At 31.0% G+C, this 14,044-nt stretch carries 16 protein-coding genes; 5 read left to right on the top strand and 11 right to left on the bottom strand.

The window, feature by feature from the left end; all coding sequences use genetic code 11:
* Positions 1–13: 13 nt before the first annotated feature.
* From atpH to VK164_RS10140, 11 genes are all read right to left on the bottom strand, one after another.
* Positions 14–547 carry an ATP synthase F1 subunit delta gene (gene atpH, locus VK164_RS10190; protein ID WP_324209235.1) on the bottom strand — a complete coding sequence of 178 codons (534 nt, stop codon included), beginning with the start codon at positions 545–547 and terminating at the stop codon, positions 14–16.
* Positions 548–551: 4 nt separating this feature from the next.
* Complete coding sequence (locus tag VK164_RS10185; RefSeq protein ID WP_324209234.1) at positions 552–1,052, bottom strand: F0F1 ATP synthase subunit B; 501 nt, start codon at positions 1,050–1,052, stop codon at positions 552–554.
* An 81-nt stretch (positions 1,053–1,133) separates the two neighbouring features.
* Positions 1,134–1,325 (bottom strand): ATP synthase F0 subunit C, encoded by a 192-nt coding sequence (atpE, locus tag VK164_RS10180; RefSeq protein WP_008255642.1) that lies wholly within the window; start codon positions 1,323–1,325, stop codon positions 1,134–1,136.
* Positions 1,326–1,355: 30 nt separating this feature from the next.
* Positions 1,356–2,519 (bottom strand): F0F1 ATP synthase subunit A, encoded by a 1,164-nt coding sequence (gene atpB / locus VK164_RS10175; RefSeq protein WP_324209233.1) that lies wholly within the window; start codon positions 2,517–2,519, stop codon positions 1,356–1,358.
* A 93-nt stretch (positions 2,520–2,612) separates the two neighbouring features.
* Positions 2,613–2,999, bottom strand: coding sequence for a hypothetical protein (locus VK164_RS10170; protein WP_324209232.1), 387 nt, complete (start codon positions 2,997–2,999; stop codon positions 2,613–2,615).
* Positions 2,989–3,213 (bottom strand): AtpZ/AtpI family protein, encoded by a 225-nt coding sequence (locus tag VK164_RS10165; protein ID WP_324209231.1) that lies wholly within the window; start codon positions 3,211–3,213, stop codon positions 2,989–2,991. The genes VK164_RS10170 and VK164_RS10165 overlap by 11 nt, the downstream gene beginning before the upstream one ends.
* 25 nt (positions 3,214–3,238) lie before the next feature.
* Positions 3,239–3,592 carry a polymer-forming cytoskeletal protein gene (locus VK164_RS10160; RefSeq protein ID WP_324209230.1) on the bottom strand — a complete coding sequence of 118 codons (354 nt, stop codon included), beginning with the start codon at positions 3,590–3,592 and terminating at the stop codon, positions 3,239–3,241.
* A gap of 23 nt (positions 3,593–3,615) precedes the next feature.
* Entirely contained in the window at positions 3,616–6,249 is a 2,634-nt protein-coding gene (locus tag VK164_RS10155; RefSeq protein ID WP_324209229.1) for a gliding motility protein, read from the bottom strand.
* 109 nt (positions 6,250–6,358) lie between these two features.
* Positions 6,359–7,024 carry an aspartate kinase gene (locus VK164_RS10150; RefSeq protein WP_324209228.1) on the bottom strand — a complete coding sequence of 222 codons (666 nt, stop codon included), beginning with the start codon at positions 7,022–7,024 and terminating at the stop codon, positions 6,359–6,361.
* A 72-nt stretch (positions 7,025–7,096) separates the two neighbouring features.
* Positions 7,097–7,456, bottom strand: a complete 360-nt coding sequence (locus VK164_RS10145) for a YraN family protein (RefSeq protein ID WP_324209227.1) — start codon at positions 7,454–7,456, stop codon at positions 7,097–7,099.
* A gap of 27 nt (positions 7,457–7,483) precedes the next feature.
* Positions 7,484–8,380 carry an LD-carboxypeptidase gene (locus VK164_RS10140; RefSeq protein WP_324209226.1) on the bottom strand — a complete coding sequence of 299 codons (897 nt, stop codon included), beginning with the start codon at positions 8,378–8,380 and terminating at the stop codon, positions 7,484–7,486.
* A gap of 155 nt (positions 8,381–8,535) precedes the next feature.
* Between VK164_RS10140 and metG the strand changes: the two genes are divergently transcribed.
* The 5 genes from metG (at position 8,536) to VK164_RS10115 (ending at position 14,042) form a co-directional block, all read left to right on the top strand.
* Positions 8,536–10,593, top strand: coding sequence for a methionine--tRNA ligase (metG, locus tag VK164_RS10135; RefSeq protein WP_324209225.1), 2,058 nt, complete (start codon positions 8,536–8,538; stop codon positions 10,591–10,593).
* A gap of 94 nt (positions 10,594–10,687) precedes the next feature.
* The gene (locus tag VK164_RS10130; protein WP_324209224.1) at positions 10,688–12,049 is read left to right on the top strand and encodes an ATP-binding protein; all 1,362 of its coding nucleotides are present in this window, start codon (positions 10,688–10,690) and stop codon (positions 12,047–12,049) included.
* 3 nt (positions 12,050–12,052) lie between these two features.
* Positions 12,053–12,733 carry an RloB family protein gene (locus tag VK164_RS10125; RefSeq protein WP_324209223.1) on the top strand — a complete coding sequence of 227 codons (681 nt, stop codon included), beginning with the start codon at positions 12,053–12,055 and terminating at the stop codon, positions 12,731–12,733.
* Positions 12,734–12,735: 2 nt separating this feature from the next.
* The gene (locus VK164_RS10120) at positions 12,736–13,422 is read left to right on the top strand and encodes an HAD family hydrolase (protein ID WP_324209222.1); all 687 of its coding nucleotides are present in this window, start codon (positions 12,736–12,738) and stop codon (positions 13,420–13,422) included.
* Positions 13,419–14,042 carry a chloramphenicol acetyltransferase gene (locus tag VK164_RS10115; protein WP_324209221.1) on the top strand — a complete coding sequence of 208 codons (624 nt, stop codon included), beginning with the start codon at positions 13,419–13,421 and terminating at the stop codon, positions 14,040–14,042. Before VK164_RS10120 ends, VK164_RS10115 begins: the two co-directional genes overlap by 4 nt.
* Positions 14,043–14,044 lie beyond the last annotated feature (2 nt).

Genomic DNA, 14,044 nt, shown 5'->3' with positions numbered 1-14,044 from the left:
CTTTAATGGTATATTAATTACTAAACTCTCTTTTTAAATTTTGCAATCTGTTTGCTACAGATGCATTGTATTGTTTGTCACCCATTCTTAAGATAAACCCACCAATGATAGTTGGATCTACAATATTTTGGATGGTAATATTTTTATTTGAAAACGTTGCAATTTTTGCTAATACTTTCGCTTCTAACTCAGGAGATATCGGAAATGCTGTTGTTACTAATGCAGTTTCTATTCCATTAAGTTCATCATGTAAAGCATTGTATTGTAATGCAACATCTTGCAATAACTCAAATCTTTTATTTACTAAAAGCAATTGAAACAAGCTTTTTGTTTCTTTTTGAGCAGAAGCAAAAATTTCAGTTACTGAAGAAAATTTAATTTCTCCATTAACAACTGGGCTTTGCAAAAATTCTTTCAATTCAGCACTGTCTTTAATTGCGTTTACAATTGAAGTCATATCTGCATTTACAGCAGGTGCATTATTGTTTTCTTTTGCAATATCCAAAATGGCTTTAGCGTATCGTATTGCTGCTCTAGTTCCTGCCATGATATTAGTTTAATTTTGCATCACCTAACATTTTCTCAACTAATTTAGTTTGAGCTTCTTTGTTAGATAATTCGTCTTTTAACAATTTCTCAGCAATTTCTAATGACAAAGAAGAAACTTGATTTTTCAATTCTGCCATAGCTGCATTTTTTTCACTTTCGATTGAAGCTTTCGCTTGGTCAATCATTTTTTCGCCTTGCGCTTGAGCTTCAGATTTAGCATCAGCAATCATTTTTTCTTTGATTTCTCTTGCTTCTTTAATCATTAAATCTCTTTCCGCTCTTGCTTCTGCTAATAATTTTTCATTGTCAGCTTTTAGGTTTTGCATGTCTTTTTTAGCATTTTCTGCTGCTAATAAAGCGTTTTTAATTCCTTCTTCTCTATCATTAACTGCATCAAGAATAGGTTTCCAAGCAAACTTTCTTAATAATAGAATCAATCCAACAAATATAAGTACTTGCCAAAAGAATAATCCAAATTCAAACTGATTTATTAATTTATCCATTATATATGATTTTAAACTTTTTTTGTAATGATAAAACAATAGTTACAACCAACCGTTGCAACTATTGTTTTTAGTTTTTAATTAAGCAGCAAATAATGCAGCGAAACCAATACCTTCAATTAACGCAGCAGCAATAAGCATAGCTGTTTGGATTTTTCCTGAAGCTTCTGGTTGGCGAGCGATAGCGTCCATTGCTGAACCACCAATTTTACCAATACCTAAACCTGCTCCGATTACAATTAATCCTGCTCCTACAATAGTTGGAATTTGCATAATATATATATTAAAAATTAAACATTCTTATTAATGATGTGCTTCTTCATGGTGATGCTCTTCGTTTGCCGATCCAAAATATAATGCAGATAGCATTGTGAAGATATACGCTTGTAAAAAAGCAACTAATATTTCAAGAATAGAAAGAACAAATGACAATCCAAATGATAATGTACTTCCTATCCAGCTTTTAAAAATAAACATTAAACCAATAATACTCATTAATACAATATGTCCTGCAAAAATATTTGCATATAAACGTATCATTAATGAAAACGGCTTAATTATAACTCCTAATAATTCAATAGGAGCTAAAACAATTCGCATTAATTTTGGCACCCCTGGCATCCAAAAAATGTGACCCCAATAATTTTTATTAGCTGTAAAGTTTGTGATTAAAAACGTTAAAATAGCTAATGAAAAAGTAATGGTTAAATTTCCAGTTACGTTAACGCCTAGTGGTGTTAATCCAAAGATGTTTAGAAACAAAATAAAGAAAAAGATAGTTAACAAATAACTCATATATTTCTTATAATTTTTTTCGCCGATATTTGGAATGGCAATTTCATCACGAATATAAACTACTAACGGCTCGAATATTCTTCCAATTCCTGTTGCAATCCCTCCGTTTTTAGCATAAGATTTTGCAAGCCTTACAAAAATGAAGAACATTAAAAACGCAGTAATTAAAATAAACAGAACGCTTTTTGTTATCGAAAAATCTATTGGTCTTGCATTTGAAGGGTGACCTGTTTTTTCATCTTCATGAATAGTACCCTTTTCATCTGTTTTGTATATTTTACCATCGTGATGGTTTATTACATAATAATTTCCATTTGATTCTGCTACACTTTCTCCATGGTGAAATTTTGATGAAGAAAAAACGTGTAATCCATTATCCCATAAAATTATTGGAAGAGAAAAACCAACATGTTTACCTTCTTTAAAATCTGAGTATAATGTAAAATCGTGTGAATCTAAAACGTGGTGTTTAGTAAATGCTTTTACTTGAGATTTAATATCTGTTGGTTCAGCATGTCCATGTCCTTCTTCGTGAGCAACTTCCTCTGTTTTTGGAGCCACATGTGCTACAACAACAGTAGAATCATTTGTAGAATTTGCAAAATTTACAATAGGCATTAAAGCCATTGTCATTGCAAGTATAAACTGGAGTGGTTTTTTTGAAATCACCATATCTTTTGTAAACTTAAACTATGAGGTTTATAAAATTTGGTGCAAAGGTACATTTTTTCTTTATATTCCAATTATATTGATGTTTTTTTTTGACTATTTTTTATTCAATATTTTTGCAACTATTATTGTTTCGATAAGTAGAAATATAATAAAAACTGCAAAAAAGTTGATTTTCTCTATCTTATTGTCTTGAAGATGGAGAATAGGACGCGCTAAAAAAAAAGCGATAACCATTTTTACACTAGTTGCAATCATAAATACCATTCCTGTGTTGTCAAAGTTTTTCTCGGAAATCTTAGAGACTGTAATTAGTACTACTAATGAAAGAATAAAAAAGATAAAATAGAGTAAGAGTATAGAATAATAAAATCCAGCATCTTTTCCATTCATTACAGGTAAATGAAAAAGCAATAAATGTATAATAGATACAGGTAAAGCTATAATAATTAGCTCTTTTAAGATTTCAATATTATTTGTCATTTTTATTTAATTGATTTACCTGTCTAATAACGTTGTAAATAGCTAAAAACACTCCTGTTAATGTTACTATTTTTGTGTAGGTGTTGCTAGAATTTCCATATTGTTCATCCAGCCATTTACCCAAATAAGAAAAAACAAAAATCACAATTCCCATTTGGATGGGAATATTAATTAAGGCTAGCCACTTGTTAAATTGATTTTTGTTTTCTGGCATTATTTTTAAAAATTTCTTAGATGCTTCATAGGTTACGCATCTCGCAACTAGCTTCAAATTTTGCGCCAGGTTCAACGGCTAATTTTCCAACAATAACCTCTCCAGTTATGTGAGCTTTAGATTTGATATTTAGCATACCTTCCGCTTGTAATTTACCTGAAAATTTCCCTTCTATGTCGATACTTTTACAAATAATATCTCCTTGAACTTCACCCGTAGGACCAATTACAATTTTTCCTTCAGAAGTAAAGTTGCCTATCAATTTTCCGTCAAGTCTAAAATCAGCTTTTGTAGTAATATCTCCAGTTATAGCAGTTCCTTCAACAATTCTATTGGTTTTTCCCAATAAATGATCTTGGTTTTTAACTTTATCAAACATTTTTGAGGCGTTTTTTGAGGTTATTATTTATTCAACTGAAGCCATTCTTCAAATTTTTTCTTCATTTGAACAATTTTATAATCTTCGGTTGAGATGATGTAGGCTTGATCTTTAATTTTATAATTTTTATGCTCTTTTAAAACGGACAAGACTGAATTTGCAGATTCTTTTGAACTGAATCCATGAATTACTATAAAATTATCAGTTATAGTGTAAATATCATTTGAAGATTTTAGTAATACTGCGTTAGCATCTTTTAGATATTTTTCAATTTTATCGTTCAAATTTTTAACCTCTTTATCCAAAGGGAATTTCTTTGGAAAAATTATTTTCCATTCTGCAGCTTCTTCTTTACTAAAAGTTAAAGCTTCTAATTTAGGAATGTCCGTCTTAAGTAAATTTTCAGCTTGTTTTCCTTCTTCGATATTTGGATAGGTTAGAGCTACAAAGTTTAATGCTTTTTTGTATTCGTCTAAACCATGTAATTTCCCAACTACTTTTGCTTTGAGTAATTCAAATTTTGACACAGCTTCTTCTCCTGTAAATCGATTGATTAGTGAGTCAACTTCTGCAAATACTTCTCTAATTTGATTGTTTTCAAATTTTTTGTACAAAGCATTGTAAACAATTTCTGGATTTGCTTCATCAGTAATTTCAACACTTGGATTTTTTATAATTTCGGCATATCTACTAGTTGGGTATTCTGATAAAATTTGTTGTTTCATTAGCTCTGCTTTTGCAGGAGCTATTACTTGATAAATTTTAAACAAATTGTATTTTGCAGGAAGAATTAATCGTTCTTCTGGATTGTTTTTTAATAATTGTTCTAAGCGAGCAGCCGCCAATTCATTTTCTCTGAATTTTTCCTTGTAAATAAGACCTAATTGGTAATAGGCAAAGTTTCTATCTTTTGTTAAACTATCTAATAATTTTGCGTCAGTTGGTATTTGTTTCAAATAAAAATCAGAATTATATTTCGGATTTACAGCTACACTAGCAGAATCGGTTTCTTTTTCATCTGATAAATCTTCTTCATTTTTATTATTTGAATCTTCATTTGTATCGGAAGACCATCTCCAATTGTCTTTTAGAATACGTTTCCCCCATTTACTATTAAATTCTTTTTTACCATATTCAACCGTTACGGGGTTGTAGAAATAAAAACTGTTGTTGTCTATACTTCCCATGTCTCCCATTCCTGGTGGTAAAGTTGATGGCTCGCCATCTTTTATAGGCATTGTTGGAAGATTATTTTTTCCTTGTTTCAATGGATCACCAGTATTCTTATTGTTGGCTGCTAAAATATTGGCTTCTTTTTCCGCTTTTTCTGCTGCAATTTTAGCCTTTCTTTCATCTGATGCTTTTAGTTTTATGATGTAATCTTCATAATATTTTTTTCTGTCTAAATCATTCATTGCTACTACAGCCAAAATGCTATCGTTTTGTTGCGCAATAGTTTCATATTTTATTACATCGTCAAGATTAATTCTTTTCTTTTTAATTTTTCTGTATTCTCTAGTTCTTTCGTCTAAACGAAGTAATGTGCTATCGTAATATTTTCCAGCAATTTTATATTGAGCTTCTCTAAAATATATTTCACCAATATTTCTATAATTTGAAGAAACTAAATATTTATCTTGCGATATGGATTTGATAGATTTATTATAATATTTTTCGGCAATTCTGTTTTTTCCTTGTTTGTCATAAAAAAGTCCCATTTGATGATTTAAAACATCTAAATATGGACGATTTTCTCTGTCTTCTAAAAGTTTTGTAAATTTTTCAACAAAAGCTAATGTGTCACCTTTTTTGTAGTCAAATTGTTGCGCTTGTTTAGCGTGTGCTTGAATAACATATCTGCGTGGAGATTTTCTATTCATTTGGATTACATCATCAAAAGCTACATAAGCACTATCTTGATAGTTCATGCTTTCATACAATTGCCCTAAAATGAAAGAATACCTTGCTTTTTCTTCATTATTCTCCGTTGTCTCTTTGGCAACTTTTATTGTAGCAATTGCGCTATCTTTTGCTTGAATGTTAAGATAGGCTTGTGTTAACATAGCATTAGCGTCTGCTAAATCTTGACCCGAAATTTTTTTATCTTCTAAAAGTTTTTTCAGATTCTTAATCGCAACTTCATCATTATCTAAGCGAATGTTTACTTTCTCACGCCATACTTTCGCATGATAAATTTTATCGCTAAGTGGATATTTATATAAGATGTAATTTAATGCCTCTAACGAAGGAATAAAACGATTGTCATAATAACGCGCTTTAGCTAATAACAAATATGCTTCATCCATTTGTGGATTTTTTTCTGTGCCAGCAATGTTCATGGAATGCTTTTGAATGGCTTTAACGGCTTTTTCTTCAGCACGTTCAAAATTTGGGTTTTTTGTTTGACCGGGTAATAAAGCCTCTTCATTACTTGGCATTCTTTCAATTGGAAGAATTTCCCAAAAATTATCCTGATAGGTAGTTTTTAAATCGGCTAAACCTTTGTCTAGCGCCACATTCCCATTATACAAAACATTATATTCTGTAGTAACTGCGTGGAAATTACGGTTAATAAATTTGTCTTTTTTAACAGAACAAGCTATTAAAAAAAGCACAAAACTAATCGATAAAGAGTATTTTAATATGTTGCTTTTCAAGGTAAAAACGTTTTTTGTTTCTTTAACTACTAAAACTTGTTTTTAGTATGTACAGAATGGTAAAAATACGTTTCTTTTTTTGAAGTGAAAAAAAATAAGCAATTTTTTGTTAATCAAACACGTTTTTTAGGTCTTTGATTACTTTGAAAGCAATGTCGATTTGTTCATCACTTACAATAATTGTAAACTCATTTGTGGTTGAAATTACTTCATGAATTATTATTCCTTCCCAAGCTAAACGTTGAAAAATATAATAATAAACACCTGGAGTTGAGATGTTTTCTTGAGGTAACTTAACAGTAATCGAAGATAAATTTTCAATTTTATGTGTTAGCTTTTCATTTTTAAACAAAACATCAATCATTGATCCAATTGAAGCACTAGTTACAATATTAGTTTCATTTACTCCACGCGATGAAGTGTAAAATATATCTTGTAATTTATTGATTTCAGACAATAATTTTGCTTGATTGTCTAATAAGGTGTCAGAAATTACGAAGGCATAATCAGTTAAAGAAGAACGAACGGTTATTTCTCCTATATTTTTTAAAACTTTTGAAATTTTATAATTGATTTTGAAATCCAATTCTTCGGAAAGTCTTTTTAAAGACATTACTACCGCACCTTGTTTTACATCTTTTCCTAAATGTGCTTCTAATTCTGGCATCATTATTCTGGCCAAAGATGTTAAATTAATAATTCCTTGTGAAAGCGAGCTTAGTAAGAAGGGTTTAGATTTTATGTATTGTTCTACTACTGATGAGATAGTTTTCATTCTAATTTGTTGTATTTGTTGTTATTTGAGGCAAATATATAAATTTAAAAACAAATTGTTACAAATGTAACATTAAAAATAATAAAAAGCTTCTTCAATGTGTTCTATAACAAATTCTGAATTTTCTTTATAAATAGCTATAATATCAAATCGAACCTCTGCATCAATGTCGTTTTGGGTAACGTATTCATTTATAGCTTTAACTAATAATTGGATTTTTTTAGGTTTTACAAATTCTTGAGGCAAGCCAAAATCTAAACTTGAGCGAGTCTTAACTTCAACGACTGCCAAAATATTATCTTTTTGAGCAATAATGTCAATTTCAGCCTTATCAAAAACCCAATTTGTTTCTAAAATTTCGTAGCCGTTTTTTTCTAAGAAATCAACAGCTAATTCTTCTCCAAATTTTCCTAAATCATTATGTTCCGCCATGTCATTGCGAGTTTATGAAGCAATCATTTATTTGAAAGACAAAATCACTTCTTTATCATTCACTTCAAAATCTACTTGTTTTCCAAGAATCAAAGTTCGATTATCTTTTTGATGTCCGGCTGGGAATTCGAAAGCAATTGGGATGTTGTATTCTTTTGCAATTTCAGTAATAATTTGCACTTCATTTTGTCCAAAAGGAATTTCATTATCGTGCATGTCGGCCATACTTCCCACTATAATTCCTTTTACATTTTCGAAATAACCATTGCGTTTTAAATTGTACATCATTCTATCAATGTGATACAAATATTCGTCCAAATCTTCAATAAAAAGAATTTTCCCTTTGGTATCAATCGAAGATTTTGAACCCAATAAACTATATAAAATCGAAATATTCCCACCCACTAATTCACCCGAAGCTTTTCCTTTTACATCATACGATTTAGACGGAATGGTGTACGAAATAGCTTCACCAAAAAGTGCTTTTCGTAAGGTTTCTTTCACTTCTTCAGGCGCTTTTGGAACTGTAAATGGCATAATCGAATGCAAAGTTGCAACGCGTTCCACATTCAATTGACTATGTAAAACTGTAACATCAGAAAATCCCATAATCCATTTGGGATGCTTTTTAAACTTGGTAAGATCTAACGAATCGATAATTCGAACCGTTCCATAACCACCGCGAGCACACCAAATCGCTTTGATATTGTCGTCATTTATCATTTCTTGAAAATCGGCAATTCTTTCGGCATCAGTTCCTCCTAATTGACAACTGTCTAAACCTATGGTTTTGCCTAATTTGGCTTTTAATCCCCAAGATTCTAATAATTCAATAGCGGGTTTTGCATCTTCTGGAAAAAATTTACGAGCCGTACAAACAATAGCAACTGTGTCGCCTTTTTTGAGATAAGGTGGAATTTTCATTTTCTTTTGCGAATGAGAAAAGTTTGAAATTAAAATAAGTATTAAAATAAATCTATACATCGTCAGATTTTATTAACTCAAAAGTAAACAAAATCCAATTAAAATTCGGGATTTCGTCACTAATCGATTATTTTTGCATCAAATTTTATGATGATATGTTAGAAAATCCGAAAAGATATACGATTACAGCGGCTTTACCCTATACAAATGGACCTATTCACATTGGACATTTAGCAGGTGTTTATGTTCCTTCCGATATTTATGCAAGATATTTGCGTTTGCAAGGAAAAGATGTGGCTTTCATTTGCGGAAGCGACGAGCACGGTGTGGCGATTTCAATGAAAGCGAAAAAAGAAGGCATTACGCCGCAACAAGTAATTGATAAATATGACGGAATTATTCGTCAATCGTTTTTAGATTTCGGAATTTCTTTTGATAATTACTCGAGAACTTCTGCGGAGATTCATCATAAAACCGCATCAGAATTTTTCAAAAAATTATACGATAACGGCGATTTCATCGAAGAAACTACCGAACAATTATACGATGCAAAAGCTGACCAATTTTTAGCCGACCGTTTCGTAACTGGAACTTGTCCAAAGTGTGACAATCCGGAAGCGTATGGCGATCAATGTGAAAAATGTGGTTCTACTTTAAATGCAACCGATTTAATTAATCCAAAATCAACTATTACAGGCGAAACTCCGATTTTAAAATCAACAAAACACTGGTTTTTACCTTTAAATCGTTACGAATCGTTCTTAAGAGAATGGATTTTGGAAGGTCATAAAAACGACTGGAAACCAAATGTTTACGGACAAGTAAAATCGTGGGTTGATGGTGGTTTAGAACCAAGAGCGGTAACTCGTGATTTAGATTGGGGAATCGATGTTCCAGTAGAAGGTGCGGAAGGAAAAAAATTATACGTTTGGTTTGATGCGCCAATTGGCTACATTTCTTCAACCAAAGAATGGGCGGCTCGCGAAGGTAAAGATTGGGAACCGTATTGGAAAGATGCCGATACAAAATTGGTTCACTTCATTGGAAAAGACAATATCGTTTTCCATTGCATCATTTTCCCAGCGATGTTAAAAGCAGAGGGAAGTTATATTTTACCTGATAATGTTCCGGCAAATGAATTTTTAAATTTAGAAGGAAACAAATTATCGACTTCTAAAAACTGGGCGGTTTGGTTACACGAATATTTACAAGATTTCCCAGAAAAACAAGATTCGTTGCGTTATGCGTTAACGGCAAATGCTCCAGAAACAAAAGATAATGACTTTACTTGGAAAGATTTTCAAGCAAGAAATAATAATGAATTAGCGGCGATTTTTGGAAATTTCATCAATCGTGTGGTGGTTTTAACTAACAAATATTACAACGGAATTGTTCCAGCTCCAAACGAATTTTCTGAAGTTGACGAACAAACTTTAGCTGAATTAAAAGCGTATCCAGCCGTAATTTCAAGTTCAATTGAGCGTTACAGATTCAGAGAAGCGTTAGGAGAATTGATGAACGTAGCTCGTTTAGGAAACAAATATTTAGCGGATGAAGAACCATGGAAAATGGTAAAAGAAAATCCGGCAAGAGTACAAACACAAATGTATGTGGCGTTACAAATTGCTTCTGCATTAGCGGTTTTATCGGAACCATTTTTACCTTTTACGGCTAAAAAATTATCGAATATTTTAAAAATCGATGCTTTAGGTTGGAACGATGTGACTACTAAAACAGATTTAATACCAGCTGGACATCAAATTGGTCAAGCAGAAATTTTGTTTGCCCAAATTGAAGATGCTGAAATTCAAAAACAATTAGACAAATTAGAAGCAACTAGAACCGCCAATAAAGTGGAAAATGCAAAAGCTGAACCGCAAAAAGAAACGGCTTCGTTTGAAGATTTTGCCAAAATAGATTTACGAATCGGTACGATTATCGAAGCAGAAAAAATGCCAAAAGCTAACAAACTTTTAGTTTTAAAAGTAGACACTGGAATTGATGTAAGAACTATTGTTTCTGGAATTGCTGAGCATTTTACACCAGAAGAAGTGATTGGAAAACGCGTAACTGTTTTAGTAAACTTAGCACCAAGAGCTTTGCGTGGCGTAGAAAGTGAAGGCATGTTATTGTTAACGAATAACGCAGAAGGTAAATTGGTTTTCGTAAATCCAGATGCGGAAGGTGTGATTAATGGCGCGATGATTAGTTAATTTTACGATAAAATCGATTTTTTATTTTGTTTAAAAGTATAAATTGCGTTTATTTGTTTAATAATTTATTTTTTAACGAAAAAATCGTAAAAACATGCTGATTCGTTTTGTTGTTAGTAATTTCATGTCATTCAAAGAAGAGACAGAATTTAATATGTTACCATCCAAGGGTAATGGCTCGCGCCAATTAAAAGACCATATTAAAAAAACAAAATCAGGTGTTGAAGTTTTAAAGACAGCAGCTATTTACGGCGCGAACGCTTCAGGTAAAAGTAATTTAATAAAAGCCATTTCGTATTTTAAAAATGTTGTTTTTTATGAAGAGCAGTTACTAATGCCTCAAAGTAAAAGATTCAGAATTGATACAAGTTTTAAATCAAAACCTACAACGTTTAGAATTGAATACGAATACAAAGGAATTCATTTTGATTATGCAATTGAAATTTTTAAAGGGAAAATAAATGAAGAATATCTTTATTCTATCGAATCAATAAAAACAAATAAAGAAAAATTACTTTATAAAAGAATTGGCAACAATGTGGAATTTGGGGATATATTTAAAAAATCTAAAGATTTCAGTTATCTTGAAAAATATATTAACAAAGAACTAAGGGAGAATCAATCTGTTTTGGATGCTTGCTATGGTGTGCTTGATGATATTAACATTTTAGATAATATTTATATTGGATTTAGTAAATTAACTATTGTAACCCCATTTTCCAAAAGTTATGTTTATTCAGAATCAGTTTTAACCGGCACCAAATCAACTAAGTTTGCTACTGATTTATTAATTAATAGTAAAACTGGAATTGAAAGCCTAATTGTTAAAGAAATAAACGCTGACACATTCTTCAGTTATGCCGACGAAGATTTTAAAAAAGAAATGATTGATGACTTGGAAAGTGCTTTGGAAGCAAGAGATGATAAATCTAAAGATTTAGTATTGACATTTCCTTTCAATTCTCAAATAAATGTTTTAAAGAAAAAAGAAGATAAATATTTTGTTTCAATTTTAAAAACTAAACATTTTAATTCTGATGAGCTGTTCGATTTAGAGGAAGAATCAGATGGCACTAATCGTCTATACGAACTTTCACCTGCCTTTGAACAATTAATTTATGAAGATGATGTTGTCTATATTATTGATGAGCTTGAAAGAAGTATGCATCCTCTTTTAGCAAAAGAATTATTAAAATTATTTTCAGTAGCAAAAACTTCTAAAAGTCAGTTGATCTTTACTACCCATGAAAGTCATTTGTTAGATGATAATTTACTTAGAAGAGATGAAATTTGGTTTACAGAAAAAAAAGCTGACGGAAGTACTGAATTTTACCCTTTAAGCAATTTTAATCCTAGAGGAGATAAAGTTTTAGAAAGAGGTTATTTGCAAGGAAGATATGGAGGAATTCCTTTTTTAGGAGATTTTTCAAAATTAGTTACAGAAGAAATTCAGTAATAAATGGAAAGAAAAAAATTCAAAATCGATGATTATAACAAAAGGGAGCCTTTTAGAGATGCTACTAAATTTTTTATTGTATATGAAGGCGAAAAAGAGTTGAATTATTTTCAACTATTCAACTATTTATTTCTACCTCCAGAAAACGCAAGTATTATTCATGTTTTAGAAAAAGACACTATAGTTGGTTCTCAACCCAAAAAACTAATTGAAAGAGCAGATTTCTTTATAAAAAACCCTCCAAAAGATATTTCAGTTACTCCTAGTGAAGATGATAAATTTAGATTTGTATTAGATGTAGACCAGCATCCTGCAGATCAGTTTAATGAGCTCTTTGAATATTGTAATAAATTAAATGATGCTAACTTATATATTAGCAATATTTGTTTTGAAGTTTGGTTATATTTTCATTTAGATAAAAGAGAGAAAATCGAAAGCAATACTAGTTCTGATATGAAAACAGAATTAGGAGTAAAGCACACAGAGTTAAAAATAAAAAATTACCCAAAAGGTTATTTAACAGCTGAACGAATAAAAAAAGCAATCGAAGAAGCAGAAAATGCTGATAATGATAAAACTAATTTTTTTCCTTCTAAAAACTCTTCAAAAGTATATTTACTCATGAAAGAATTGCTAATACATTCCATTCTAAATGAGGATGTAAATAATCCTGAAACACTGTAAACATGAACCCAAAAATAATCGCTTTCGACGCCGACGATACTTTATGGCACAACGAACCTTATTTCGATGAGGCGCAAGAACGTTTTTGTGTTTTGTTTCAAGATTATGCTTCGAGTCAAGAAATTTTGGGATTGATTTTGAATCATCAAATTAAGAATTTACCGCTGTATGGTTTCGGAATCAAAGCGTTTACGTTGTCTATGATTGAGTCGGCTTTGGAATTGACCAATCATAAAATTTCGGGACAAAATATTCAAAAAGTGATTCAAATTGGGAAAGATTTACTACAAAAACCAGTCGAATTATTACCTAATGTTACCGAAGTATTGGAACAATTGAAAGGAAGTCATAAATTAATTGTTGCTACTAAAGGCGATTTAAAAGACCAACACCGCAAATTACACGATTCTGGAATTGGCGCTTATTTTCATCATATTGAAGTCATGAGCGACAAAGCCGAATTGGATTATGAAAAAATGTTAGGTCGTTTGGATTGCAAAGCCGAAGATTTTCTAATGATTGGAAATTCATTAAAATCAGACGTTTTACCAGTTTTAAATATTGGCGGACATGCGATTCACATTCCGTATCACACGACTTGGGAATACGAAAAAATTGATTTTGAAATTGAACACGAAAATTTTAAATCGTTTACCAATATTACGGAGATTTTACCTTTACTAAAATGAAGCAAAAAATAGACAAATCCACTTGGAATCGAAAAGGACATTTGGAATTTTTCTCAGCTTTCCAAGAACCTTTTTTCGGAATTACAACAACCATTGATTGTACAATTGCTTATGAAAAGGCTAAGGAAATGCAAATTTCATTCTTCGTATATTATCTTCATAAAACTTTAGCTGCGGTTAATCAAATTGAGAATTTCAGATATAGAATTGAAGGTGAAGATGTATTTCTATACAATGAAATTGATGCTTCTGCAACTATCATGAGAGAAGACAAAACGTTTGGATTTTCGTTTATGAAGTTTCAAAAAGATATTCATGAATTTAATAAAATTGTACAAGCAGAAATTGAAAGAATCCAAACCACGACTGGAATTTTAACTAGAGAATATCCTGAAAATATTATTCATTTTTCGGCTATTCCTTGGGTCAATTTCACAGGATTAACACATTCTAGGAACTTTGGTGTTTCAGATAGTTGTCCAAAAATTTCCTATGGAAAAGTGGTAGATGAAAACGAAAAAAAATCGATGGCGCTTTCTGTTACGGCGCATCATGGTTTGGTTGATGGTTATCATATTGGACTATTTATTGAAGCATTACAAACTGAATTAAATAAATAAAC

This window comes from Flavobacterium sp. (assembly GCF_035299005.1).
GTDB lineage: Bacteria > Bacteroidota > Bacteroidia > Flavobacteriales > Flavobacteriaceae > Flavobacterium.
This window is presented reverse-complemented; position numbering and strand designations above follow the sequence as displayed.

Coding starts and splice junctions, on each gene's coding strand:
- VK164_RS10160 (WP_324209230.1), bottom strand. CDS start 3,592: ATGTTTGATAAAGTTAAAAACCAAGATCATTTATTGGGAAAAACCAAT.
- VK164_RS10130 (WP_324209224.1), top strand. CDS start 10,688: ATGCTGATTCGTTTTGTTGTTAGTAATTTCATGTCATTCAAAGAAGAG.
- VK164_RS10165 (WP_324209231.1), bottom strand. CDS start 3,213: ATGCCAGAAAACAAAAATCAATTTAACAAGTGGCTAGCCTTAATTAAT.
- VK164_RS10115 (WP_324209221.1), top strand. CDS start 13,419: ATGAAGCAAAAAATAGACAAATCCACTTGGAATCGAAAAGGACATTTG.
- VK164_RS10170 (WP_324209232.1), bottom strand. CDS start 2,999: ATGACAAATAATATTGAAATCTTAAAAGAGCTAATTATTATAGCTTTA.
- VK164_RS10185 (WP_324209234.1), bottom strand. CDS start 1,052: ATGGATAAATTAATAAATCAGTTTGAATTTGGATTATTCTTTTGGCAA.
- atpB (WP_324209233.1), bottom strand. CDS start 2,519: ATGGTGATTTCAAAAAAACCACTCCAGTTTATACTTGCAATGACAATG.
- atpH (WP_324209235.1), bottom strand. CDS start 547: ATGGCAGGAACTAGAGCAGCAATACGATACGCTAAAGCCATTTTGGAT.
- atpE (WP_008255642.1), bottom strand. CDS start 1,325: ATGCAAATTCCAACTATTGTAGGAGCAGGATTAATTGTAATCGGAGCA.
- VK164_RS10145 (WP_324209227.1), bottom strand. CDS start 7,456: ATGGCGGAACATAATGATTTAGGAAAATTTGGAGAAGAATTAGCTGTT.
- VK164_RS10150 (WP_324209228.1), bottom strand. CDS start 7,024: ATGAAAACTATCTCATCAGTAGTAGAACAATACATAAAATCTAAACCC.
- VK164_RS10140 (WP_324209226.1), bottom strand. CDS start 8,380: ATGAAAATTCCACCTTATCTCAAAAAAGGCGACACAGTTGCTATTGTT.
- metG (WP_324209225.1), top strand. CDS start 8,536: ATGTTAGAAAATCCGAAAAGATATACGATTACAGCGGCTTTACCCTAT.
- VK164_RS10120 (WP_324209222.1), top strand. CDS start 12,736: ATGAACCCAAAAATAATCGCTTTCGACGCCGACGATACTTTATGGCAC.
- VK164_RS10125 (WP_324209223.1), top strand. CDS start 12,053: ATGGAAAGAAAAAAATTCAAAATCGATGATTATAACAAAAGGGAGCCT.